This is a genomic window from Pseudomonas sp. 13B_2.1_Bac1 (assembly GCF_025466155.1).
Lineage (GTDB): Bacteria > Pseudomonadota > Gammaproteobacteria > Pseudomonadales > Pseudomonadaceae > Aquipseudomonas > Aquipseudomonas aylmerensis.
The window spans coordinates 95,819-117,862 of sequence record NZ_JANLOH010000085.1; the positions used below are offsets into that span (position 1 = coordinate 95,819).

The following is a 22,044-nucleotide window of genomic DNA, read 5'->3' on the forward strand; positions in this document are numbered from 1 at the left end:
AGCGCCCGAGGATTGTTTATGTGGCTACGTTATGCGGCACTGGCGGCCATGGTCGTCGCGGCATCCGGGTGTGTGCAAGAACGCGTTGTGCATGAGCGCAGGCCGGTGCAACGTGAGTATGTCGAAGTCGTCGCGCCGCAACCGCCGCCGGTGCAGGTGATTGAAGTCGAGCCGCCGGTTCGCTACGGCTATATCTGGTCACGCGGTTACTGGCGTTGGGAAGGCGGGCGCTACGTCGCGGTGCACGGCCACTGGGAGCCGGTGCGCGAAGGTTATCGCTATGTGCATCCGCATTGGGTGCAGCGCAATGATGGGTATCACTGGCAGGCGGGTGGTTGGGTTCGCTGACCCCGGCTGAATCGGTAGCGTTTTTGCAGGCGTAAGCTTGCGCCTGCAAAAAACCTTAAATCGGCTTCTGGGTCCCCAGCAGCCGAACTTCCCGCAACAGCGCCGCGCCCAATTGATCGGTGCCCAACTCCCTATAACCCACCGCCTTGACCTCGCCATTCTCCTCTGCCTGGATGAGGATCACTGGGGTTTCCTTGCCGGTGGCTTCGTCGATGTGCATGGCGTACTGGGGAATATCCAGCTTGATCGGTGTACCCGCCGCCTGGCCTTTCACGTTGATCAGGAAGGCGGCGCAACCGGTATCGACATCCATGCTGGTGGCGGAGCGGCCGCTGACAAAGCAGCTCTTCGGCAGGTCGGGCCAGGTGATGGTGTCGGCCAGGACGAGGGTCGGGGCTATGGCCAGGGCGGCGAGTAGAAACGTGCGCACGTCAGTCTTTCTCTCGAAAGGTAAAAGCGGTTTGTACCAAAGCCCGCCCGCAGTCGCAACGCTGTGGTTCAGCCCAGGCGTTTCATGCCCGTTGTCTTGATCGCGTTGAGATCGAAGGTGGCCGTGTACTTGCAACCGGCGGCATGGGCGCAGCGTTCGATCAGGCAGTCTGCAAAATCGGCCTTGTTCGCCACAAACTTGCGCAGTGCCTGCCAGATGATCTCCCCATGCGCCACGGTCAATTCGCGGGTCCGTAGCAGGGTTTCCAGTACCGTCACCACATCGCTCTTGGCCGACTGGTAGCAGCTTTGCAGCACCCACACCAATTCCACGATCGACACCATGCTGACAAAGCCGGGCGAGGCGGTGGTCAGCGATTCGATCAGCTCGGATGCCTTGGCGGATTGAACCGGATCATCCTGGGTGACGTAGCGCACCAGCACATTGGTATCCAGTCCGATCATCCGGCTTTTGCCCCCTGTGCTGCGATGGCCTGGTTCATCTCCTCGATGGAAACGGCCTTGGCAGGTTTGCGGATCAAGCCCTTGAGGTCCTGAACCCTGTGGCTCGCGGCAATGATGTAAAACTGCCCGTTTTCCATTTCAACAAACTCGACCCGGTCGCCTGTTTCCAGGCCAAGGGCTGTCCTGACTTGGACAGGAATGGTGATTTGACCTTTCGAGGTCAGTGTGGCGGTCGCCATAGTGAAGATCTCCATCGTTATATTCCTTACCTTAGGGTAAGGAGTGACAGAGGACAATATCCGTTGGTCCATAGGTCGCTCATCTGGTGTGGGTTAGTCGGAACAGGTAAAACACTAGTCCGAACTGTTCCCGCCCACAGGGTTTAAAGAGATACAAACCATGACCGACCGCTTTCTCATCATTCCCCCTTCCATGCACCCCATCGTCGAGCGCGCCGGCTACGTGCCCGCGGTCAAAGTCGGCAAGACGTTGTACTGCGCAGGCCAGGTCGGGCGGACGGCTGCATTGGCGGTGATCGAGGACCCCGAGGCGCAGTTCGTCGCGGCCTGGGAGAATCTGCGGGAGGTTCTGGAGGAGGGCGGCTGCACCTTCGATGACGTGGTGGACATGACCACCTACCACGTCAACATGAGCCAGCACATGGCGGTTTTTCGCGAGGTGAAAAACCGTCTGTTCCCACGCGGGCATTGCGCCTGGACCACGATCGGAGTGTCGGAACTGGCACACCCCGGTCTGCTGGTGGAAATCAAATGTGTGGCGGTACAACGCTAATTCATTGCACCACGCGGTAGCACGGTACGTACGCCGCGCCGCCCGGTAACTTCATGCGGTGCTGGGCGACGAAAGCCTGCAACAGCTCGTCCAGCGGTTTCATGATGGCCGGGTCGCCGTGGATTTCATACGGACCGTGCTGCTCGATCAGGCGGATGCCCTTGTCCTTGACGTTGCCTGCCACGATCCCCGAGAACGCGCGGCGCAAGTTGGCGGCGAGTTCGTGGGGCGGCAGCGCGTGGCTCAGTTGCAGGCTGGCCATGTTGGCGTGGGTCGGGTCGAACGGGCGCTGGAAACCTTCGTCGATTTTCAGCAGCCAGTTGAAATGGAACGCGTCATTGCGCTCGCGACGGAACTGTTTCACCGCCTTGAGACCCGCGGTCATCTGCCGCGCCACTTCGGCCGGGTCGTCGATGATGATCTGGTAGTGCGCCTGTGCGGCCTCGCCCAATGTAGCGCCGACGAAGGCATGCAGTTGTTGCAGGTACGGCGCGGCGTGCTTCGGCCCGGTGAGGATGACCGGGAACGGCAGGTCGCGGTTGTCCGGGTGCATGAGGATGCCCAGCAGGTACAGGAACTCTTCGGCCGTGCCGGCGCCGCCCGGGAAGATGATGATGCCGTGGCCGACACGCACGAACGCTTCCAGGCGCTTCTCGATGTCCGGCAGGATCACCAGTTCATTGACGATCGGGTTCGGCGCTTCGGCGGCGATGATGCCCGGCTCGGTCAGGCCCAGGTAGCGGCCGCCGGTAATTCGTTGTTTGGCGTGGGAAATGGTCGCGCCTTTCATCGGACCTTTCATCACGCCAGGGCCGCAACCGGTGCACACATCCAGGCTGCGCAGGCCGAGTTCGTGGCCGACTTTCTTGGTGTATTTGTATTCTTCGGTATTGATCGAGTGCCCGCCCCAGCACACCACGATTTTCGGCTCGACACCCGGGCGCAGCGTGCGCGCATTGCGCAGCAGGTGGAACACGTAGTCGGTGATGCCCTGGGAGTTGCTCAGGTCGATGCGCTGGCTGTCCAGCTCGTTCTCGGTGTAGACGATGTCGCGCAGTGCGCTGAACAGCATCTCGCGGGTACTGGCGATCATCTCGCCATCGACGAAAGCGTCGGCCGGTGCGTTCAGCAGCTCCAGGCGCACGCCGCGATCCTGCTGGTGGATGCGTACTTCAAAGTCTTTGTAGGCGTCGAGGATGGTCTTGGCGTTGTCGATATGCGCGCCGGTGTTGAGGATCGCCAGGGCGCATTGGCGGAAGAGGGTGTAGATGCTGCCGGTACCGGCTTCGCTCAGTTGCTGGACTTCACGTTGCGACAGGGTTTCGAGGCTGCCCTTGGGGCTGACGGAGGCATTGATGACTTGACGTTGGGGCATTCTGATTCCTTGAAAGCACAGCCACCGCGCCCGATAGAACTACGCGATGGCTTGAGAATGATGGGCGCCGAAAACGGTCGCACGAGACGATTATTTACCTCAGGCATGCCGCCGAGTGCAAACACCGTCCAGCACCATCATGCCGCAGAAGTTACTGAATCAGCTTCCAGTTTTTGTAGAAAACCCGACGCAGGGTAAAGACCAGCCCGGCAAACCCCGCGATCACGGCGTTCAATACTGAAGGCAGCGGAGTCGGCCGTACGATATCGATAAACAGGCAATAGCGTTTTGCATCATTCTTGTTAAAGGACGCGTGCATCAGCGTGTCATCGAAGATAAACAGCGGGTCGTCGTGCCAGTAGTGTTTGTGCGTGCCCACCTGGATGTAGACGCCGTCGTGGTGGGGCGCCGGTGCCATGTTGTAGAGCACGCGAAACATCATACGCAGCGGGCCGAAGTGGAAGGAGGTCGAACGGTTTTCGTTGAACACCGATACGCCGATAGTCTTCACGAACGGCAGCTTCTCCCGCAGTTGCGGAATGTTCAGCGTGGTTTCGATCGGCCGTCCGTACCATTGGAAAAACAGCATGCCGCGCTTCTTCTCGGCCATGCGTTCATCCAGGTAACCGATGATTTCATCCTTGTGAGCCATGGCATCACTGATCACCTGCTGCAGGTCTGCGCGCCAGGCGGGCGGCAGGTCGGCCATCGTATACACATGACGGTTGCGCGAACTCAGCAGGTCGAACAGCGTGTTGAACGGCGCCAGCAGCCAGGTGTTACGACCGCTGCCGATAAAGTATTTCCTGATGGTGGGCGCGTCATACAAGCCATTGCGCAGGAAATCGTAGATGCCGCAGACCAGCACCAGGCCGAGAAACACCAGGGTGGTTTCGGGGAAGAGCGCAATAATCAGCAGTACGCCCAATACCCAGGCGATCGATACGGCCTTTTTATGCAACGCAGACTTGTTCATGACACTCAGCTCCAGCAGGACGCCATTCGACAGGTCCGGATCCGTGGCCGCGAGTGGTGGGGGTTTGAAACATATTGAAACAACTACGTCATGATAAGGCGTTCAGTGCCGGAGAGGCGTTTTAAATCGTGCAAAATTGTGAAGGCTCTACACCGTTTTTAACCTTTGCCACGCGTGAGTGGATTGGATTTTGTAAACGGAAGATTTGCGACTATCGTGACGCTTCGGTTTTTCAGGCGTCATAGACCGGTACGATTGAAGTTGAATGGCCACCATTGGCCTTCGGCACCTTGGAAGAGGCAGAAATTTTATGATCATCAAACCGCGGGTTCGTGGCTTTATCTGTGTGACCGCTCACCCTGTTGGCTGTGAGGCGAACGTCAAGGAACAGATCGACTACGTCACCCAACACGGCGCCATCGAAGGCGGCCCGAAGAAGGTGCTGGTCCTCGGCGCTTCCACCGGCTACGGCCTGGCCGCGCGCATCAGTGCTGCGTTTGGCTGCGGCGCCGATACCCTGGGCGTGTTTTTTGAAAAAGAAGGCGAAGAAGGCAAGCTCAGCTCTGCCGGCTGGTACAACAGCGCCGCATTCGAGAAGTTTGCCGTCGAAAAAGGCCTGTACGCCAAGAGCATCAATGGCGATGCGTTCTCCGACGAGATCAAGCGCCTGACCATCGAAACCATCAAGAAAGACCTGGGCAAGATCGACCTGGTCGTCTACAGCCTGGCCGCGCCACGTCGCACCGACCCGCAGGGCGTGGTGCACAACTCCACCCTCAAGCCGATCGGCAAGGCCGTGACCCTGCGCGGGATCAACACCGACAAGGGCGTTGTGGTCGACACCACGCTTGAGCCGGCGACCCAGGAAGAAATCGACGGCACCGTGAAAGTCATGGGTGGCGAAGACTGGCAGCTGTGGATCGACGCCCTGCGTGACGCCGACGTGCTGGCCGAAGGCGCCAAGACCACCGCGTTCACCTACCTTGGCGAGAAGCTGACCCAGGATATCTACTGGAACGGCTCCATTGGCGAAGCCAAGAAAGACCTCGACAAGAAAGTCCTGACCCTGCGCGACAACCTCGCCGCACTGAAGGGCGACGCCCGCGTTTCGGTGCTCAAGGCCGTGGTCACCCAGGCCAGTTCCGCGATCCCGATCATGCCGCTGTACCTGTCGTTGCTGTTCAAGGTGATGAAAGAGCAGGGCACCCACGAAGGTTGCATCGAGCAGGTCTACGGCCTGTTCAAGGACAGCCTGTACGGCGCCGAGCCTAAGCTGGACGCCGACGGTCGCCTGCGCGCCGACCTGGCCGAGTTGGAGCCAAAGGTCCAGGACGCGGTAGCCGCCCTGTGGAACCAGGTTACCGACGACAATGTCAACGAGATCAGCGATTTTGCCGGCTACAAGGCTGAATTCCTGCGCTTGTTCGGCTTCGAGATCGATGGCGTGGACTACGACGCCGATGTAAACCCTACCGTGAAGATCAACGGCTTGATCCAAGCCTGAAACACGCGCTAGACATCTAAGAGCTGGTTAATGTGGGAGTCGGGCTTGCCCGCGATAGCATCACCGCGGTGTAACGCATACACCGAAGTGATTGCATCGCAGGCAAGCCAGCTCCCACATTTTTTTGCGCCACGCCTTCCTTCTAGGAACCCTCCTACAAGACATCGTGCTCCCGCGACGGCCCTTAATCTGCCAGACTCCTGCGGCTATCGAACCACGCAAACGGAGGATCAGATGACCATTCGTGCAGTAGTTTTTGATTTCGGCGGAGTCCTGTTCGACTGGAACCCGCAGCACCTCTACCGCCAGCTGATTGCCGATGATCACGAGCGGCAGCACTTTCTCGACACTGTCTGCACCCAGGCCTGGAACACCGAGCAGGACGCCGGCCGCAGCCTGGCAGAAGGCACTCGCCACCTGGTCGAGCAATACCCCGAACACGAACCCTTGATCCAGGCCTATTACGCCCGTTGGCACGAGATGCTGCGTGGCTCGTTGCCAGAATGCGTGGCGATTCTCGAAGCGCTGCATGCCGCCGATATGCCGCTGTTCGGACTCACCAACTGGTCCGCCGAGACCTTCCCTTATGCGCGGGCCAACTATCCGTTCCTGCAACGTCTGCGCGATATCGTGGTGTCGGGAGAGCTGAAGCTGATCAAGCCGGATGCAGCCATTTATCACGCGAGCTTCGCCCAGGTGCGGGCGCATCTCCCGGATATCCAGCCCGGTGAGGTAGTGTTTATCGACGATGTTGCCAGCAATATCGACGCTGCGGTCGCCTTGGGCTGGCAGGGTATTCACCATGTGTCGGCCGAGCGCACAGCAGCGCGCCTGCGCGAGTTGGGCGTGAGCTTCTAGCGCGCCCATTTTTCCATGGCGAAATCCACAAAGGCGCGCAGTTTGGGCAGGCGGTAGCGATCCTGTCTGTAGAGCAGGTGCATGGGGCGCGAGGGCAGTTGGTAGCCGGGTAACAGGGCCACCAGCTTGCCGCTCTCCAGGTCCGGTTGTACCAGCGCGTCGGCCAGCATGATGATGCCCATGCCGTTGACGGCGGCCTGGCGCAAGCCTTGCGAGCTGTTGATGGTCAACGAGCCGGACACCGGCACCTCCACCTCGCCTTCCGCACCGGTCATGCGCCAGAGTTTGTCGGTGTCTCGCCAGTTGTCGCTGGCCGGGTAGGCGAACGCCAGGCAGTCGTGCTGCTGCAGGTCTGCGGGTGTCTGCGGCGTGCCGCGACGCGCCAGGTACGCAGGTGATGCACACAGCGTGAGGGTGTAGGCCTGCAGGGGCCTGGCGATCAGGCTGGAGGTTTCCAGCTCGCCGAGGCGGATCGCCACGTCGAAGCCGCTGTCGACCAGGTCCATGCGCTCGTTGCTCAGCACCACGTACAGGTTGATCAGCGGGTAACGTTGGGCAAACTCGCTCAGGGCGGGCGTCAGGCGTTCGGTGCCGAACACCGGTGGCGCAGTGATGCGCAGGCTGCCTTTGGGGATTTCGCTGTGGGCCTGCTCCGCCAGTAGCTCGGAGTCGGCCACCAGGCCCAGCACCTCCAGGCAGCGCTGGTAATACTGGCCGCCAAATTCCGTGAGGCTTTGCTTGCGGGTGGTGCGCTTGAGCAGGCTGACGCCCAGCCGCTGCTCGAGGGCGCGCAGGTGATTGCCGACCATGGTGGTCGACATCCCGCATTCGTGCGCGGCGGCCGTCATGCTGCCGGTCTCCACCACTTTCACGTACACCGACATTGCCTGGAACAGATCCATTATCAAGCCCTGGTTTAAAGTTATTGCAGAGTTGCGCAGTTTATCCAGCTCAGATGGCTAACGATACTGCAGGCATCCCAACGATGCACTGGAGCCCGCCACCATGACTGCCGCCTGCCTGATGACCACCTACCAACCCATGGCCCTGAGTTTTACCCGCGGCCTGGGTACGCGCCTGTGGGACCAGCAGGGCCGCGAATACCTGGACGCGGTGGCGGGTGTGGCAGTGACCAATGTCGGGCATTCCCACCCCAGGTTGGTGGCGGCCATCAGCGAGCAGGCCGGTTTGCTCTTACACACGTCCAACCTCTACAGCATCGACTGGCAACAACGCCTGGCCCAGCGCCTGACCCAGCTGTCGGGTCTGGATCGCGCGTTCTTCAACAACTCCGGCGCCGAAGCCAACGAGACAGCGCTGAAGCTGGCGCGGTTGCACGGGTGGAAAAAAGGCATTGAAGAGCCGCTGGTGGTGGTGATGGAGAACGCTTTTCACGGCCGTACGCTGGGGACCATGGCCGCGAGCGATGGTCCGTCGGTGCGCTTGGGTTTTCAGCGTTTACCGGGAGATTTCCTCAAGGTGGGCTTTGGGGACCTGGCGGCGCTGGAGGCGATCACCCGGACGTTTGGGGCGCGTATCGCGGCGGTCCTGCTCGAGCCGATCCAGGGCGAAAGTGGCGTACTGCCGGCTCCCACCGGCTATCTGCAAGCCCTGCGTGATCACTGCACACGCCATGGCTGGCTGATGATGCTCGACGAAATCCAGACCGGCATCGGCCGCACTGGTGCCTGGTTTGCGTTCCAGCATGAAGGCATCGTGCCCGATGTCATGACCCTGGCCAAAGGTCTCGGCAACGGAGTGCCCATCGGCGCCTGCCTGGCCCGCACCGCAGTGGCCCAGCTGTTTACCCCGGGCAGTCACGGCAGCACGTTTGGTGGCAATCCACTGGCCTGCCGGGTGGGCTGCACCGTGCTGGACATCATCGAAGAGCAGGGGTTGCTGCAGAACGCCGCACTTCAGGGCGAACGCTTGCTGGCACGGTTGCGCGTGGAGTTGAGTGAACACCCGCAGGTGCTGGCGATTCGTGGGCAGGGCTTGATGATCGGGATCGAATTGGCGACCCCGTATCGCGACCTGTCGCAGCGGGCGGCCCAGGAGCATGGCCTGCTGATCAATGTCACGCGGGGCAAGGTCATTCGCCTGCTGCCGCCGCTGACGCTGGACGCCAAGGAGGTCGAGATGATCGTGCGCGCCATCAGGCGGCTATTGGATTGAAACGAGATCCGCTCTTTTAGGAGCGGGATCTTCATCATCCTCAGAGGTCGTTTCCGTTCAGCCACTCCTGGTTCATCGTTTCGGTATCTCCCAGGTATTCCAGCAACCAGGCCATGGCCGGCGACAGCTTGCCCTGTGCCCAGGCCACGCACGACGGGCTGGCCGGGAAGGGCCGCGACAGGTGCAGCGCCACCAATTCACCCCGTTCGATCCACGGCAGTACCTGATGCGCGGGTGCCATGCCGACGCAGAGGCCGTCGCGCAGGCAATCAATGGCGGAGGCCCAGTTGGGCACCACCAGGCGGCGTTGGTTATCCAGGGTCCAGGTGTCGCGCTTGGGCAGGTTGCGAGAAGTGTCGGTCATGCACAATGAGGCGAATGGGCGCAGTTGGTCGTCATTGAGCAACCCTTGCATGGCCGCCAATGGATGTTTCGCGCTGACCACACACAGCCAGTTCAACAAGCCCATGTCGCGAAAGGTGAAGTGACTGGCCACCGGCACCGCGCTGGTGGCACCGATGACGATATCGGTGCGCTCATCCGCCAGGGCATCCCACACGCCGTTGTACACCTCGTACTCCAGCAGCAATTCCACTTCAGGAAATTGCCGGTAGAAGTCCAGTACCAGTTGCCGACAACGCTGGGGTTTGACGATGGAGTCCACGGCCACCTTCAACTGGCCGCTCCAGCCATTGGCAACCTGCTGGCACAAACGCCGGGTGCCGAGCATTTTTTTCATCACGCCGCGAGCTTCGTCGATAAACAGGCGGCCGGCGGGGGTCAGCTCGACGTCACGGTGACGCCGTACAAACAAAGGGACTGCCAGCCACTCCTCAAGCTGACGCACCGTATAGCTGATGGCCGACGGCACGCGGTGCAGTTCCTGGGCGGCGGCACTGAAGCTGCCGTGGCGCGCTACGGCATCGACCACATCCAGGGAATATTCGGACCACATGGTGGTTGCCTTCAAAAATATTGATAAGAGTGTCCAATTATTATCGCTTCACACAAAAACTGTCAGCTTCATAATGGGCGCCAGTCAGCAAATAGTTTGATGGCAGGACCTACAAGGCTTCAATGAAAAATTCTTTTGGTTTTACCGGGTATCTGGCGGGGCTGAGCATGCTCGGCTATCTGGCCATGGACATGTACCTGCCGGCGTTCGGCGCCATGGGCGAGCAGCTGCAGATCAGCGCAGGCGCGGTCGGCGCCAGCTTGAGTATTTTCCTCGCGGGCTTTGCGCTGGGGCAATTATTGTGGGGGCCGTTGTCCGATCGGCTGGGGCGCAAGCCGATCCTGCTCGCGGGCCTGAGCCTGTTCGTGCTCGGCTGTGCGGGGATGTTCTGGGTCGAAACGGCGCCGCAGTTGCTGGCCTTGCGGTTTATGCAAGCGGTGGGTGTGTGCGCCGCTGCCGTCAGTTGGCAGGCGCTGGTGATCGACCGCTACCCGGCCGACAAGGCTCACCGCGTGTTCGCCAGCGTCATGCCGCTGATGTCGCTGTCGCCGGCCCTGGCGCCGCTGCTGGGTGCGATGGTACTGAATCACCTGGGGTGGCAGGCCATCTTCGGCGTATTGCTGGGGGTGTCGGTGTTGTTGCTGGTGCCGACCTTGTTCCTGCGCAGCCTGCCGGAACGTCCGATAGAAGAGGGCGAACCTACGCGTCTGGGGTATGGGCAATTGCTCACGTCCCGCGTGTTTACCGGCAATGTGATGATCTTTGCTGCGTGCTCGGCCAGCTTCTTCGCCTGGCTGACCGCTTCGCCGTTCATCCTTGGGGGCATGGGCTACAGCCCGAACGATATCGGCCTGAGCTACGTGCTGCCGACCCTTGCGTTCCTGATCGGCGGCTACAGCTGCCGCAGCGCCCTGCAACGCTTCCAGGGCAAGACGCTGTTGCCGTGGCTGCTGCTGGCTTATTGCATCAGCATGGTCGCGTTGTACCTGGTCGCGACATTCACCGTGCCGACCCTCACCACGTTGCTGATTCCATTCTGCCTGATGGCGCTGGTCAACGGTGCCAGCTACCCGATTGTGGTAGCGAATGCGCTGATGCCGTTTGCGGAAAACTCCGGCAAGGCGGCGGCCCTGCAAAACACCCTGCAACTGGGCCTGTGCTTTCTCAGCAGCCTGCTGGTGTCGTCGATGATCGATGAGCCGCTGATGATCACCGTGATCGTAATGCTGGCGACCGCACCGTTGGCGGTGCTGGGTTACTGGCTGGCGCGGCCGAAAACCGTCCATTCAGCGCTGGCGCCGGATCTGGAGTGACACCCCGGTCAAGCTGTAGGCGCTGGCTTGCCTGCAATGCGGACGACTGGGTGTATCAGGTACACCGAGCCGATGCGGTCGCAGGCAGGCCAGCGCCTGCCGTCAGAAGGTGATTTCCAGATTCACCGTCGGCGTTGACGTGCGGCTGCCCCGGCCGCCGTCCACGCCGAACTTGTTATGCCAGTACTCGTAACCCACCCCGAGGTACAGGTTCGGCTTCACGCTTTTGCCCGGTCGCACCGCCACCATCAGTGCAGTGCGCATCAGCGCTTCCGGTGCCGTGTCACGGCCATGGTAGTCCTCGCCTTTTTCCCCGACGTAATTGATGAACCCCTGGAATTTCGCCGCGTGGTTGGCGATCTCGAAAGGACGCATCCACGTCAGGTTGAGCATGTAGGTGTCATCGAAGGTGTGGTTGGACTCCTGCGCGCCGGGGATGCCGGTGTGATTGCGTTCCTTGTAGTACATCAAGCTCAGGTCCAGCACCCCCACGGTGTTGAATTTCAGGGTCGGGCCGATCACCAGCGCACGTTTTTTCGCCGACGCGAAGTTGTTGTTGCGGTTGGCGTCGAAGCCCAGGGTCAGCGCGTAGTCCTTGATCAGGCCAGTGCCCAGCGGCCTATCGAACACCCGTGATGCATACAACTGGTGCCGGTACACGGCGTACACCTCGCTGCCCCCGTGGTCGGTACCCTTGCGCGGGTCGCGGCTGTCGGACAAGAACACATCCAGGTTCAGAAAATTACTGCCATACGTGTAGCCGCTGGCATGGGTAAAGCTGTAGATGCGCTTGCTGAATTCGTCGGGGTTATTCGGGTTGGTGAACTGCTGGCCGTAGCGAAATCCTACGCTGTTGTTCATCCATTCCACCGCGACAGCCTCCCCGCCGCCGAGGAGGGTGAGTGCGACGGTTGCTCCCTGTAGTGCTTTTTTCATTGTTATCGGTCCTTGGGCGTTCTGGCTCATCACGGCCGGATTATTTTTGTAACGCCGATGGAGGGTATCTTGTTCGGCGGATTGTATACAACTCTATGGACATCCACTCCAAAGATTGCATACAGTGTCCGCACAACAAAAACAGAGAACCCCTCACCATGACTATCCCGAAGGCGTCACCGCAGCGGCCAGAAGATGAGAATCTCGGCGTCGCCGCCAACATGGCTTACGGCCTGCAGCATGTGCTCACCATGTACGGCGGCATCGTCGCGGTACCGTTGATCGTCGGCCAGGCAGCCGGGTTGTCGCCGGCAGATATCGGTCTGTTGATCGCTGCATCGCTGTTTGCCGGCGGCCTCGCAACGCTGCTGCAAACCCTGGGGCTGCCGTTTTTTGGCTGTCAGTTGCCGCTGGTGCAGGGCGTGTCGTTTGCTGGCGTGGCAACCATGGTTGCGATTGTCGGCAGCGACGGCGCCGGCGGGGTACCGGCGATTCTCGGCGCGGTGATGGCCGCGTCATTGATAGGCCTGCTGATCACCCCGGTGTTCTCACGGATAACCCAGTTTTTCCCGCCGCTGGTCACAGGCATCGTGATCACCACCATCGGCTTGACGCTGATGCCGGTGGCGGCGCGCTGGGCCATGGGCGGCAACAGCCGCGCGGCGGATTTCGGCAGCATGCCCAATATCGGCCTGGCGGCACTGACATTGGTGCTGGTGTTGTTGCTGAGCAAGATCGGCAGCGCGACCATCTCGCGCCTGTCGATCCTGCTGGCGATGGTGATCGGCACCGTGATTGCGGTGTTCCTCGGCATGGCCGACTTCTCCGGTGTTACCCAAGGGCCGATGTTCGGCTTCCCCACGCCTTTCCATTTCGGCATGCCGACGTTCCATGTGGCCGCGATCATTTCGATGTGCATCGTGGTGATGGTGACCCTGGTGGAAACCTCGGCAGATATCCTGGCGGTGGGTGAGATCATCGACACTAAGGTCGACTCCAAGCGCCTGGGCAACGGCCTGCGCGCCGACATGCTGTCGAGCATGTTTGCGCCGATCTTCGGTTCGTTTACCCAGAGCGCGTTTGCCCAGAACGTCGGCCTGGTGGCGGTCACCGGGGTGAAAAGCCGCTTTGTGGTGGCCACCGGCGGGCTGTTCCTGGTGATCCTCGGCCTGCTGCCCTTCATGGGGCGGGTGATCGCCGCGGTGCCGACTTCAGTGCTGGGCGGTGCCGGGATTGTGCTGTTCGGCACGGTGGCGGCCAGTGGCATTCGCACCCTGTCGAAGGTCGATTACCGCAACAATATGAACCTGATCATCGTCGCCACGAGCATCGGTTTCGGCATGATCCCGATTGCCGCGCCGAGTTTCTACGATCACTTCCCCACCTGGTTCGCGACCATTTTTCACTCAGGCATCAGTTCGTCGGCAATCATGGCGATCTTGCTGAACCTGGCGTTCAACCATTTCACCGCAGGCAACTCCGACCAGCAGTCGGTGTTCGTGGCGGGGACTGAGCGCAGCCTGTGCTTCCACGACGTGGCCGCCTTGCGCGAGGGGGATTACTTCAGCGGCGGCAAGTTGTTCGATGCCGAGGGCAAGGAGATTCCGATGGTGGCGGATGTGCCGAGGAAAATCACAAAGCCCGAAACCAGCCACGTTTAACCCTGTGGAAGCGGGCTTGCTCGCGAATGCGGTGGATCAGTCGAAACATAGGCCGGCTGACAGACCGCATTCGCGAGCAAGCCCGCTCTCACATGGAGATTCAACTGGCCTTGAGTACTTGGTGCGAACACACCTCATCCAGAAACTTCACCACCGTGCCCATGCACGCCTGGCGCTCTTCCACATGGGGCATGTGGCTGGAGTCTTCAAACAGCGCCCAGCGCACATCGGCGATTTCATCCAGGAACGGCTTGACCACCAGCGGGGTGGCCTCGTCATGCCGGCCGGAAATCACCAGGGTCGGGACATTGATTGCCGACAGGCGGCCAATCGACTTCCAGTCCTTCAAACTGCCGATCACGTGGAATTCGGTCGGGCCGCTCATGGCGTGGTACACCGTGGGGTCCGAATCGACTTGGGCGAAGGTGCGCGCGACTTCTTCCGGCCATGGGTTGACCCGGCACACGTGGTGGTCATAGAACACCCGCGAGGCGGCGAGGTATTCCGGGTCCTGATAAGTGCCGGCGGCTTCATGCTTGAGCAGGGTTTCATGCACACCTTCGGGTAACAGCTTGCGCAGGCGGTTGGCCTCGCTGACCCAGGTGCGCATGCACGTCGGCGAGTTGGCCGGGATAAACGCCCGCAGGCCCTTGGGTTGCAGGATCGCGTGTTCACTGCCGAGCATGCCGCCCCAGGACTGGCCGAGGATCGCGTAGTCGTCGCTGATCTGCAGGTGGTCCAAGAGGTTGTTCAGCTCTGCGAGAAACAGGTCGACCGTCCAGAAAGAGCGGTCTTCGTCGGGCAGGTGGGTCGAGCGGCCGTTACCCAGTTGGTCGTAGTGGATGACGGCGTGGCCGCTGGCGGCGACATCCTTGAACGCGTCTACGTAGTCATGGGTGCAGCCGGGACCGCCGTGAATGACCACCAGCGGGGTGAGGCCGCTGGAGAGGTTGCCGGTGACGCGGTACCAGGTCTGGTAGGCACCAAACGCCGCATAGCCTTCGCGGATTTTTTCGATGAATTCCATTTCGTACCCTGCTCTCTTTGAAAAAGGATCAGGGACACGATAATGCGTGCGCGAAATTTAAGTAACTAGCAAAACAGCTAGGTTTTGCCCAGGGATCAATCTTCGAGCAGGCGGTAATGGGTGGCACGCACCACCGCCTGCACACGGTTCTTGGCCCCCAGCTTGTGCATCGCCGAGGCCAGGTGCAGGGTAACCACGGCCAGTGAGCGGCTCAGTTGCGTGGCGATTTCGGCGGCGGTCAGGCCTTCGGCTGCCCATTTGAGGCACTCGCGCTCGCGCTTGGTCAGATGAATATGCGGGTAAGTGCGCAGTTCCTTGCTGAACAACGGGTAGGCCGCTTCCTGCAATGCGTGGGAAATCAGGCTGAAGTCCGACAGGGTCTGCTGCGCATCCTGCAACACGGAATGTGCTGTGCCGGTCCGCAGGCCTGTGAGCGAGGCGAAGCCGCCACGGGGCAGGTGGATCGGCACGCTGACACCGCAGGTCAGTTGCTGGTCGTGCAGGTAGGACGAAACGGGGGCGTGGCAGGGGTCGATGATGGTTTGCAGGGCGGTGTCGGCCTTGGCTTCGTAGGACCACACGAACGCCGACACCGTGCGCAAGGCCAGGTGTTGCACCGGGTCGATCTGGTAAAACCCTTTGCTGCACCACAACGCATGCCAGTCGGGCGGGGTGTTGCGCAGTTCCAGCACGGAGGGGGTGATCAGTGCACCATCCTGGTCAATCGGCACCGGGGTGTAGTCATACACCAGCGCGTCGAAACCCAGCTGTTGGGCGAGGATAAAAGTGTTGTCCATCTGCTCGTCCAGGCTCCTGCCCGGCATCAGACGCTGATTGAAGGCAGTTAGCTTGGCCAGCATCCGTTCTGCTCCCGAATTCATTTGAATCTCGACTTGCTGCAAGTAGAATGCCACGCCCCGGCGAAGGACAGCCAGGCCAAACCTATAAGAAATGCTAGGTTATGGACGCGCGGCATCCTCGGTAGTGTTGGCCCGACAAAAGGCCGCTACCTGCCAGGCCGACACAACACAAGGAATGTATGCATGTGGCGTGAAATTGCCCCCGACCAGCAGTACAACGTGCAAGTCGACGGCCATAACCTCGTGGCCTACAGCTTTGGCGAAGGCGATGAGGTGCTGCTGTGCCTCAATGGCGGCCCGGGCCTGCCGTGTGACTACTTGCGCGACGCCCATGGCTGGCTCAAGGAGCAAGGCCTGCGAGTGGTTGCATTCGACCAGCTTGGCACGGGCGCATCAGCCAGACCGACCGATGTTTCGCTGTGGGAAATCCGCCGTTATGTCGAAGAAGTTGAAACCGTGCGCCAAGCCCTGGGGCTGGGACGCGTGCACCTGCTCGGGCATTCCTGGGGCGGCTGGCTCGGTATCGAATACGCCATCCATTACCCCGACGCCCTGAAAAGCCTGATCCTCGAGAACACCGTCGGCGACATTCCTCACCTGTCCCAGGAACTCGAACGCCTGCGCGGCGCGCTCGGCAGCGAAACCGTGGCCATGATGCAGCGCCATGAGGCCATGGGCACCCTTGACCACCCGCAGTACCAGGCCGCGATCACCTTGCTCAACTACCGCCACGTCTGCCGCCTGGACGAGTGGCCCGAGCCGGTCAAGCGCTCCCTGGGCGACTGGAACATGGGGCCCTACGAAACCATGCAGGGGCCCAACGAATTCCTCTACATCGGCAACCTCAAGGACTGGAACCGCCTTCCTGAAATGGCCGCGTTCAAGATGCCGATCCTGATTACCACCGGCCAGCACGACGAACTCACCCCGGCCTGCGCCATGCGCATGAAAATGGCGGCCCGGCACGCCGAATTGCACGTATTCCCCAACAGCAGCCATATGCCATTTTATGAGGAACCCCAGGCGTATTTCCCCGTGCTGCTGGACTTCCTCGCTCGCCATCGAGGTTGACGGATGAACCTGGCGCGCTACCGTTTTGTGCTGTCCCGGCCGCTGCAATTGCTGCCGGTGCTGTTTGGCATCAGCCTGATTACCTTCGTGCTGGTGCGCTCGATTCCGGGCGACCCGGCGCGCGCCTTGCTGGGGTCGCGCAGCACACCCGATGCGTTGCTGAAGATCCGCGCCCAGTACGGCCTCGACCAGCCGCTGTGGCTGCAATATTTCTACTTCCTGAAAAACCTGCTCAAGGGCGACCTCGGCCAATCGCTGCTGTACAAGGTCGACGCCTTGAAACTGATCGTCACCCGCATCGAGCCGACCCTGGTACTGGTGCTCGGCAGTGTGGTGCTGGCGCTGCTGATTGCGCTGCCGCTGGCGAGCTGGGCCGCGCGTAACAAGGGCGGTTGGGTGGATAACCTGATCCGCGTGTTTACCACCGTGGGCCTGGGCATGCCGGCGTTCTGGCTGGGCTTGATGCTGATCCTGCTGCTCAGCGTGCAATGGGGCTTGTTCCCGGTGTCCGGCTACGGCCGGACCTGGCTGGACAAGGCCCACCATATGGTTTTGCCGTGCCTGACCATCGCCCTGGCACTGTCGGCGGTGCTGGTGCGCAACCTGCGGGCGAGCATGTTGATGGAGTTGCAGGCCGACCACGTCACCGCCGCCCGGGCGCGCGGGCTGTCGGAAGCGGCGGTGTTTCGCCGCCATGTGCTGCCCAACTCCCTGGTGCCGGCGGTCAATCTGCTGGCGGTGAATATTGGTTGGCTGATCAGCGGTACGGTGGTGATCGAAAGCCTGTTCGCAATTCCCGGTATCGGCCAACTGCTGGTGCGCGGCATTTTCACCCGCGACTACATGGTGGTGCAGGGCGTGGCCATGGTGCTGGCGTGCGCGACGGTGCTGGTCAACTTCGTCGCGGACGTGGTGACGGTGGCCCTCGACCCACGGGTAAAAATGCAATGAGCAGCCGCCCGTTGATTGCCCCGTGGCGCTTGCGTCTGCGTTTGGGTTTGCGCAATGGCCGGCTGACGGCCGCGTGGGGGCTGCTGGTGCTGCTGCTGTGGTTAGCCCTGGCGGTGTTTGCGCCGTGGATCGCGCCGTATGACCCGATTGCGCAGAACACCGATATCAGCTTGCTCGGCCCAAGCCTGGTCCATCCATTTGGCACGGACAACTATGGCAGGGATATCCTTTCGAGGGTGATCTGGGGCACGCGTATCGACCTGCAACTGGCGATCATCGGCGTGATCTTCCCGTTCATGATCGGCACCTTTGTCGGTGCGGTGTCCGGTTACATCGGTGGGCGCTTCGACAGCGTGTGCATGCGCGTGATCGACGTGATTCTGGCGTTCCCGTTCCTGGTGTTGATGTTGGCAATCATGGCCATCCTGGGGCCCGGCCTGAAGAGTTTTTATATCGCCATGGCATTGGTGGGCTGGGTGTCGTACGCGCGGCTGATCCGCTCGCAGATCCTGGTGCTCAAGGAAAGCGACTTCGCCCTGGCCGCCAAGAGCCTGGGCTTTGGCCATGGGCGCATTCTGTTTCGGCATTTGCTGCCCAATGCGCTGTTTGGCTCGATCGTGTTTTCCATGTCCGATGCCGTGTTGGTGCTGCTCAACGGCGCCGCCGTGAGCTACCTCGGCCTGGGGGTGCAGCCACCGACGGCCGAGTGGGGGACGATGGTCGCCGAAGGCCAGGCGTTTATCACCACGGCCTGGTGGATCTGCACCTTTCCCGGTCTGGCCATCGTCACCCTGGCCATGGGCTTCAGCCTGCTGGCCGATGGGGTGGCGCAAGTGTTGGGGGACCGCGCATGAGCCTGTTGCAGGTGCGTGACTTGAGTGTGATCGCCAACAACGCCGGGCACGATGTGACCCTGGTAGACCGGGTGTCCTTCGACCTCGCCGAAGGTGAAGTCCTGGGCCTGGTGGGCGAGAGCGGCTCGGGCAAGACCATGGCCTGTCGTGGCCTGATGCGCCTGTTACCATCGCCCAGCCTGCGCGTGCAAGGCGGTGCCGTGCACCTGGCTGGCCGTGACCTGCTGCAACTCGACGATGCCGGCATGCGCGCCGTGCGGGGTGGGCAACTGGGCATGATCTTCCAGAACCCCAGCAGCCACCTCGACCCCTTGATGCGCATCGGCGCGCAGATCGCCGAGGGCGTGCGCCTGCATCAAGGCGCATCGAAAAAAGACGCGCACCGCCAAGCCATCGAGGTGTTGCGCCAGGTCGGCATTCCCGATCCCCAGGCACGGGTCGACAACTATCCCCACGAATTTTCCGGCGGCATGCGCCAGCGCGCGATGATCGCCGTGGCCTTGGGTTGCAACCCGAGAGTGCTGATCGCCGACGAGCCGACCACTGCCCTGGATGTGACGGTACAGGCGCAAATCCTGCGGCTGTTGCTCGACCTGCGCGACCAGCGCGGCCTGTCGATCATCATGATCACCCATGACCTCGGCATGGTGGCGCAGACCTGCGATTCCATCGCGGTGATGTACGCCGGGCGCCTGTGCGAGCACGGCAGCAAATACGCGCTGCTGGCGCATCCGCAACACCCGTACACCGCCGGCCTGATCGACTGCCAGCCGGCCCACAGCAGCGGGCATGCCTTGTTGCGCACCATTCCCGGCCAGCCGCCGTTGCTGGATGCGCTGCCGGCGGGCTGCCGGTTCAACCCGCGCTGCCCACAGGCCGGCGCCCTGTGTACCGAAGTGTTGCCCGAAGGTGCGCGGGTGGCGTGTCACTATCCGTTGGGAGCTCGCCCATGAGCCTGTTGCAGATCAAGGATCTGGAGGTGCGCTTTGCGGCGTCCGGCACGGGAGTGTTCGGCCTGAACAAGCAATGGGTGAGGGCGGTGAACGGTGTGTCGCTGAACCTGGCGGCGGGCGAGACGCTGGGGCTGGTCGGCGAGTCCGGCAGCGGCAAGAGCACGCTGGGGCGGGCGATCCTGCACCTCAATCCGATCAGCGCCGGGCAGGTGTTTTTCGATGGCGTCGACATGGCCCACGGCAGTGCGATCGACATCGCCCGGCTGCGTCACGAAACCGCGATGATCTTCCAGGATCCGTATGCCGCGTTGAACCCGCGCCACACCATCGGCGAGACCATCGCCGAGGTCTTGCGGGTACAGCGCAAGGTCACGCCGGCGCGGATTCCCGACCGCGTCGCCGAGTTGCTCGAACTGGTCGGCCTGCGCCCCGAGCTGGCCGGCCGTAAACCCGCCTCCCTCAGCGGTGGCCAGTGTCAGCGCGTGGGGATCGCCCGGGCGCTGGCGGTGGAGCCGCGCCTGATCATCGCCGATGAATGCGTGGCGGCGCTGGACGTGTCGATCCAGGGCCAGATCATCAATCTGTTGCTGGAACTGCAACAGCGCATGAACCTGGCGATCCTGTTTATCGCCCACGACCTGGCCATCGTGCGCCGTCTGTGCGACCGCGTGGCGGTGATGTACCTGGGCAAGATTGTCGAGGAGGGCCCGGTGGAAGCGGTGTTTACCACGCCGCGTCATCCCTACACGGCGGCCTTGATCCAGGCGATTCCGGAGATCGACCCGTATCGGCCATTGCCTGCCGAGCCGTTGCCCGGCGAACCCCCGAGCCCGCTGAATTTGCCTGCGGGCTGCGCCTTTCACCCGCGTTGTCGGCATGCCCGGGCCATGTGTTCCGTGGTGTTGCCGCCGACTCATTTCCTGCACGAGCATCGGTACAGTTGCGTGCTTGAAGAACCGTTGACCCTTCCTGCCCATCATGAACAAGGAGTTATGACATGCAATCGCGCCACTTGAAGTTGCTCGCCGCCGCCACACTGACGGCCTGGTCGCTGACCGCCGGTTTCGCCCAGGCCGCCGGCGTCCTGACCATCGGCTGCCGTGAAGACAGCACCACGTTTGACCCGATCAAAAGCGCGCAAAACCGCGACACCTGGGTGTTCGCCAACGTTTACGACACCCTGGTACGCGTGGATAACCTGGGCACCAAGATGGAACCTGGGCTGGCAGAAAGCTGGGACATCTCCAAGGACGGCCTGACCTACACCTTCAAGCTGCGCGATGCGAAATTCTCCGATGGCTCGCCGATCACCGCCGACGACGCCGCGTTCAGCCTGCTGCGCATCCGCGACAACAAAGCCTCGCTGTGGGCAGACCCTTTCAACCTGATCAACACGGCCAAGGCGGCTGACGCGAAAACCCTGGTGGTCACGCTGAAGACCCCGGCGGTAGCGTTTCTCTCGCAACTGGCGTCGCCGACGGTGTCGATCCTGTCGGAAAAGGCCATGACCAAAATGGGCGAGGACGCCTACTCGGAGAATCCAGTGACCTCCGGTGCGTTCACCGTCGACGAGTGGCGCAAGGGTGACCGGGTGATTCTGAAAAAGAACCCGAACTTCTGGCAGGCCGGAAAGGTGAGCCTGGACGGCGTGGAATGGGTATCGGTGACGGATGACAACACGCGCATGCGCATGGTGCAGAACAACGAACTGGACACAGCGATCTTCGTGCCGTTCTCGCGGGTAGAAGAGCTGAAGAAAGACCAGAACGTGGTGATCCACGCCGACCCGTCCACCCGTGAAGATCACCTGCTGATCAACCACGAGCACGGCCTGCTCGCCAAGCCGCAAGTGCGTCAGGCGTTGGACATGGCGATCGACAAGCAATCGCTGGTCAAGACCGCTACTTACGGTCAAGGCACCGTGGCTTATTCCTACATCCCGAAAGGCTCGCTGTACCACTACGCCAACAACCTGCAGCGCCCGTATGACCCGACCGCCGCCAGGAAACTGCTGGACGAGGCGGGGGCCAAGGACTTGAAACTCAACTACGTGGTCAACGCCGGCAACGAAGCCGACGAGCAGATTGCGGTGATCATCAAGGATCAACTGGCCAAGGTCGGCGTCACCGCCAACCTGCAGAAGGTCGACCCGACCCAAAGCTGGCAGATGCTGGTGGACGGTGACTACGATATTTCGGTGATGTACTGGACCAACGACATTCTCGACCCGGACCAGAAGACCACCTTTGTGCTGGGTCACGACACCAACCAGAACTACATGACCCGCTACAAGAACGACCAGGTCAAGGCACTGGTGGCGGCAGCGCGGATCGAGGCCGATCCGGCCAAGCGTGAGCAGATGTATATCGACCTGCAGAAACTGGCGAAACAGGATGTGAACTGGATCGACCTGTACTACAGCCCTTACATCAACATCTCACGCAAGAATGTGAGCAACTTCCTGCAAAACCCGCTGGGTCGCTTCACCCTTGAGGAAGTGGTGAAAAACTAAGTTCCAGAGAGCACTGCAATGCAAATGTG

General features: G+C 61.4%; 23 protein-coding genes. 13 read left to right on the plus strand and 10 right to left on the minus strand.

Going from position 1 to position 22,044, the window contains the following annotated elements; all coding sequences use genetic code 11:
• The first annotated feature begins 18 nt into the window (after positions 1-18).
• Positions 19-348, plus strand: a complete 330-nt coding sequence (locus NTD80_RS19835; protein ID WP_157955096.1) for a YXWGXW repeat-containing protein — start codon at positions 19-21, stop codon at positions 346-348.
• Between the two features lie 55 nt (positions 349-403).
• On the opposite strand, the gene NTD80_RS19840 is transcribed toward NTD80_RS19835, so the two are convergent.
• The 3 genes from NTD80_RS19840 to NTD80_RS19850 form a co-directional block, all read right to left on the minus strand.
• Positions 404-778, minus strand: coding sequence for a hypothetical protein (locus tag NTD80_RS19840; RefSeq protein ID WP_262134646.1), 375 nt, complete (start codon positions 776-778; stop codon positions 404-406).
• A 68-nt stretch (positions 779-846) separates the two neighbouring features.
• On the minus strand, positions 847-1,242 hold the full coding sequence (locus tag NTD80_RS19845) for a PIN domain-containing protein (RefSeq protein ID WP_262134647.1): 396 nt from the start codon (positions 1,240-1,242) through the stop codon (positions 847-849).
• The gene (locus tag NTD80_RS19850; RefSeq protein ID WP_262134648.1) at positions 1,239-1,496 is read right to left on the minus strand and encodes an AbrB/MazE/SpoVT family DNA-binding domain-containing protein; all 258 of its coding nucleotides are present in this window, start codon (positions 1,494-1,496) and stop codon (positions 1,239-1,241) included. Before NTD80_RS19850 ends, NTD80_RS19845 begins: the two co-directional genes overlap by 4 nt.
• A gap of 145 nt (positions 1,497-1,641) precedes the next feature.
• Between NTD80_RS19850 and NTD80_RS19855 the strand changes: the two genes are divergently transcribed.
• Positions 1,642-2,034 (plus strand): RidA family protein, encoded by a 393-nt coding sequence (locus NTD80_RS19855; RefSeq protein ID WP_065901888.1) that lies wholly within the window; start codon positions 1,642-1,644, stop codon positions 2,032-2,034.
• A gap of 1 nt (position 2,035) precedes the next feature.
• Here the strand turns inward: NTD80_RS19855 and ppnN are convergent, their stop codons facing one another.
• Positions 2,036-3,409 (minus strand): nucleotide 5'-monophosphate nucleosidase PpnN, encoded by a 1,374-nt coding sequence (ppnN, locus tag NTD80_RS19860; RefSeq protein ID WP_065901886.1) that lies wholly within the window; start codon positions 3,407-3,409, stop codon positions 2,036-2,038.
• A 151-nt stretch (positions 3,410-3,560) separates the two neighbouring features.
• Complete coding sequence (locus NTD80_RS19865) at positions 3,561-4,385, minus strand: aspartyl/asparaginyl beta-hydroxylase domain-containing protein (RefSeq protein WP_262134650.1); 825 nt, start codon at positions 4,383-4,385, stop codon at positions 3,561-3,563.
• Between the two features lie 310 nt (positions 4,386-4,695).
• Here NTD80_RS19865 and fabV point away from each other — a divergent pair, with 310 nt between their 5' ends.
• Together fabV and NTD80_RS19875 are read left to right on the plus strand one after the other, a co-directional pair.
• Entirely contained in the window at positions 4,696-5,889 is a 1,194-nt protein-coding gene (gene fabV, locus NTD80_RS19870) for an enoyl-ACP reductase FabV (RefSeq protein ID WP_262134651.1), read from the plus strand.
• 234 nt (positions 5,890-6,123) lie between these two features.
• A complete protein-coding gene (locus tag NTD80_RS19875; RefSeq protein WP_262134652.1) occupies positions 6,124-6,747 on the plus strand; it encodes an HAD family hydrolase in 624 nt (207 codons plus the stop codon).
• Here the strand turns inward: NTD80_RS19875 and NTD80_RS19880 are convergent.
• The gene (locus tag NTD80_RS19880; protein ID WP_262134654.1) at positions 6,744-7,649 is read right to left on the minus strand and encodes a LysR family transcriptional regulator; all 906 of its coding nucleotides are present in this window, start codon (positions 7,647-7,649) and stop codon (positions 6,744-6,746) included. The genes NTD80_RS19875 and NTD80_RS19880 overlap by 4 nt on opposite strands.
• Before the next feature lie 103 nt (positions 7,650-7,752).
• Between NTD80_RS19880 and NTD80_RS19885 the strand changes: the two genes are divergently transcribed.
• Positions 7,753-8,922, plus strand: a complete 1,170-nt coding sequence (locus NTD80_RS19885) for an aspartate aminotransferase family protein (RefSeq protein ID WP_262134656.1) — start codon at positions 7,753-7,755, stop codon at positions 8,920-8,922.
• A 40-nt stretch (positions 8,923-8,962) separates the two neighbouring features.
• Here the strand turns inward: NTD80_RS19885 and punR are convergent, their stop codons facing one another.
• Positions 8,963-9,877, minus strand: coding sequence for a DNA-binding transcriptional activator PunR (gene punR, locus NTD80_RS19890; protein ID WP_065901871.1), 915 nt, complete (start codon positions 9,875-9,877; stop codon positions 8,963-8,965).
• 122 nt (positions 9,878-9,999) lie between these two features.
• On the opposite strand from punR, the gene punC reads away from it, so the two are divergent.
• Positions 10,000-11,190 carry a purine nucleoside transporter PunC gene (punC, locus tag NTD80_RS19895; RefSeq protein WP_262134658.1) on the plus strand — a complete coding sequence of 397 codons (1,191 nt, stop codon included), beginning with the start codon at positions 10,000-10,002 and terminating at the stop codon, positions 11,188-11,190.
• A 102-nt stretch (positions 11,191-11,292) separates the two neighbouring features.
• Here the strand turns inward: punC and NTD80_RS19900 are convergent, their stop codons facing one another.
• Positions 11,293-12,126 carry a nucleoside-binding protein gene (locus NTD80_RS19900; RefSeq protein ID WP_065901867.1) on the minus strand — a complete coding sequence of 278 codons (834 nt, stop codon included), beginning with the start codon at positions 12,124-12,126 and terminating at the stop codon, positions 11,293-11,295.
• Between the two features lie 158 nt (positions 12,127-12,284).
• Between NTD80_RS19900 and NTD80_RS19905 the strand changes: the two genes are divergently transcribed.
• Complete coding sequence (locus NTD80_RS19905; RefSeq protein WP_262134661.1) at positions 12,285-13,787, plus strand: nucleobase:cation symporter-2 family protein; 1,503 nt, start codon at positions 12,285-12,287, stop codon at positions 13,785-13,787.
• Between the two features lie 100 nt (positions 13,788-13,887).
• Here the strand turns inward: NTD80_RS19905 and NTD80_RS19910 are convergent, their stop codons facing one another.
• Together NTD80_RS19910 and NTD80_RS19915 are read right to left on the minus strand one after the other, a co-directional pair.
• Complete coding sequence (locus tag NTD80_RS19910) at positions 13,888-14,814, minus strand: proline iminopeptidase-family hydrolase (RefSeq protein WP_262134662.1); 927 nt, start codon at positions 14,812-14,814, stop codon at positions 13,888-13,890.
• 95 nt (positions 14,815-14,909) lie between these two features.
• A complete protein-coding gene (locus tag NTD80_RS19915) occupies positions 14,910-15,674 on the minus strand; it encodes a LuxR family transcriptional regulator (RefSeq protein WP_065901861.1) in 765 nt (254 codons plus the stop codon).
• Positions 15,675-15,857: 183 nt separating this feature from the next.
• Between NTD80_RS19915 and NTD80_RS19920 the strand changes: the two genes are divergently transcribed.
• The 6 genes from NTD80_RS19920 to NTD80_RS19945 are packed head-to-tail and all read left to right on the plus strand — an operon-like array spanning position 15,858 to position 22,015.
• Positions 15,858-16,745: a proline iminopeptidase-family hydrolase gene (locus NTD80_RS19920; protein WP_120447919.1), complete on the plus strand. Its 888-nt coding sequence runs from the start codon at positions 15,858-15,860 to the stop codon at positions 16,743-16,745.
• Positions 16,746-16,748: 3 nt separating this feature from the next.
• Positions 16,749-17,696, plus strand: a complete 948-nt coding sequence (locus NTD80_RS19925) for an ABC transporter permease (protein WP_065901852.1) — start codon at positions 16,749-16,751, stop codon at positions 17,694-17,696.
• Positions 17,693-18,550 carry an ABC transporter permease gene (locus NTD80_RS19930; protein ID WP_262134665.1) on the plus strand — a complete coding sequence of 286 codons (858 nt, stop codon included), beginning with the start codon at positions 17,693-17,695 and terminating at the stop codon, positions 18,548-18,550. Before NTD80_RS19925 ends, NTD80_RS19930 begins: the two co-directional genes overlap by 4 nt.
• Positions 18,547-19,503, plus strand: a complete 957-nt coding sequence (locus tag NTD80_RS19935; RefSeq protein WP_262134667.1) for an ABC transporter ATP-binding protein — start codon at positions 18,547-18,549, stop codon at positions 19,501-19,503. The genes NTD80_RS19930 and NTD80_RS19935 overlap by 4 nt, the downstream gene beginning before the upstream one ends.
• Complete coding sequence (locus NTD80_RS19940; RefSeq protein WP_262134668.1) at positions 19,500-20,519, plus strand: ABC transporter ATP-binding protein; 1,020 nt, start codon at positions 19,500-19,502, stop codon at positions 20,517-20,519. Before NTD80_RS19935 ends, NTD80_RS19940 begins: the two co-directional genes overlap by 4 nt.
• Positions 20,501-22,015, plus strand: coding sequence for an ABC transporter substrate-binding protein (locus NTD80_RS19945; protein WP_120447924.1), 1,515 nt, complete (start codon positions 20,501-20,503; stop codon positions 22,013-22,015). The genes NTD80_RS19940 and NTD80_RS19945 overlap by 19 nt, the downstream gene beginning before the upstream one ends.
• The last annotated feature ends 29 nt before the right edge of the window (positions 22,016-22,044 follow it).

What these genes read in the sequence shown, in the direction of transcription:
- NTD80_RS19835 (WP_157955096.1), top strand. Translation starts at nt 19, where the DNA reads ATGTGGCTACGTTATGCGGCACTGGCGGCCATGGTCGTCGCGGCATCC.
- NTD80_RS19845 (WP_262134647.1), bottom strand. Translation starts at nt 1,242, where the DNA reads ATGATCGGACTGGATACCAATGTGCTGGTGCGCTACGTCACCCAGGAT.
- NTD80_RS19850 (WP_262134648.1), bottom strand. Translation starts at nt 1,496, where the DNA reads ATGGAGATCTTCACTATGGCGACCGCCACACTGACCTCGAAAGGTCAA.
- NTD80_RS19855 (WP_065901888.1), top strand. Translation starts at nt 1,642, where the DNA reads ATGACCGACCGCTTTCTCATCATTCCCCCTTCCATGCACCCCATCGTC.
- ppnN (WP_065901886.1), bottom strand. Translation starts at nt 3,409, where the DNA reads ATGCCCCAACGTCAAGTCATCAATGCCTCCGTCAGCCCCAAGGGCAGC.
- NTD80_RS19865 (WP_262134650.1), bottom strand. Translation starts at nt 4,385, where the DNA reads ATGAACAAGTCTGCGTTGCATAAAAAGGCCGTATCGATCGCCTGGGTA.
- fabV (WP_262134651.1), top strand. Translation starts at nt 4,696, where the DNA reads ATGATCATCAAACCGCGGGTTCGTGGCTTTATCTGTGTGACCGCTCAC.
- NTD80_RS19875 (WP_262134652.1), top strand. Translation starts at nt 6,124, where the DNA reads ATGACCATTCGTGCAGTAGTTTTTGATTTCGGCGGAGTCCTGTTCGAC.
- NTD80_RS19880 (WP_262134654.1), bottom strand. Translation starts at nt 7,649, where the DNA reads ATGGATCTGTTCCAGGCAATGTCGGTGTACGTGAAAGTGGTGGAGACC.
- NTD80_RS19885 (WP_262134656.1), top strand. Translation starts at nt 7,753, where the DNA reads ATGACTGCCGCCTGCCTGATGACCACCTACCAACCCATGGCCCTGAGT.
- punR (WP_065901871.1), bottom strand. Translation starts at nt 9,877, where the DNA reads ATGTGGTCCGAATATTCCCTGGATGTGGTCGATGCCGTAGCGCGCCAC.
- punC (WP_262134658.1), top strand. Translation starts at nt 10,000, where the DNA reads ATGAAAAATTCTTTTGGTTTTACCGGGTATCTGGCGGGGCTGAGCATG.
- NTD80_RS19900 (WP_065901867.1), bottom strand. Translation starts at nt 12,126, where the DNA reads ATGAAAAAAGCACTACAGGGAGCAACCGTCGCACTCACCCTCCTCGGC.
- NTD80_RS19905 (WP_262134661.1), top strand. Translation starts at nt 12,285, where the DNA reads ATGACTATCCCGAAGGCGTCACCGCAGCGGCCAGAAGATGAGAATCTC.
- NTD80_RS19910 (WP_262134662.1), bottom strand. Translation starts at nt 14,814, where the DNA reads ATGGAATTCATCGAAAAAATCCGCGAAGGCTATGCGGCGTTTGGTGCC.
- NTD80_RS19915 (WP_065901861.1), bottom strand. Translation starts at nt 15,674, where the DNA reads ATGCTGGCCAAGCTAACTGCCTTCAATCAGCGTCTGATGCCGGGCAGG.
- NTD80_RS19920 (WP_120447919.1), top strand. Translation starts at nt 15,858, where the DNA reads ATGTGGCGTGAAATTGCCCCCGACCAGCAGTACAACGTGCAAGTCGAC.
- NTD80_RS19925 (WP_065901852.1), top strand. Translation starts at nt 16,749, where the DNA reads ATGAACCTGGCGCGCTACCGTTTTGTGCTGTCCCGGCCGCTGCAATTG.
- NTD80_RS19930 (WP_262134665.1), top strand. Translation starts at nt 17,693, where the DNA reads ATGAGCAGCCGCCCGTTGATTGCCCCGTGGCGCTTGCGTCTGCGTTTG.
- NTD80_RS19935 (WP_262134667.1), top strand. Translation starts at nt 18,547, where the DNA reads ATGAGCCTGTTGCAGGTGCGTGACTTGAGTGTGATCGCCAACAACGCC.
- NTD80_RS19940 (WP_262134668.1), top strand. Translation starts at nt 19,500, where the DNA reads ATGAGCCTGTTGCAGATCAAGGATCTGGAGGTGCGCTTTGCGGCGTCC.
- NTD80_RS19945 (WP_120447924.1), top strand. Translation starts at nt 20,501, where the DNA reads ATGCAATCGCGCCACTTGAAGTTGCTCGCCGCCGCCACACTGACGGCC.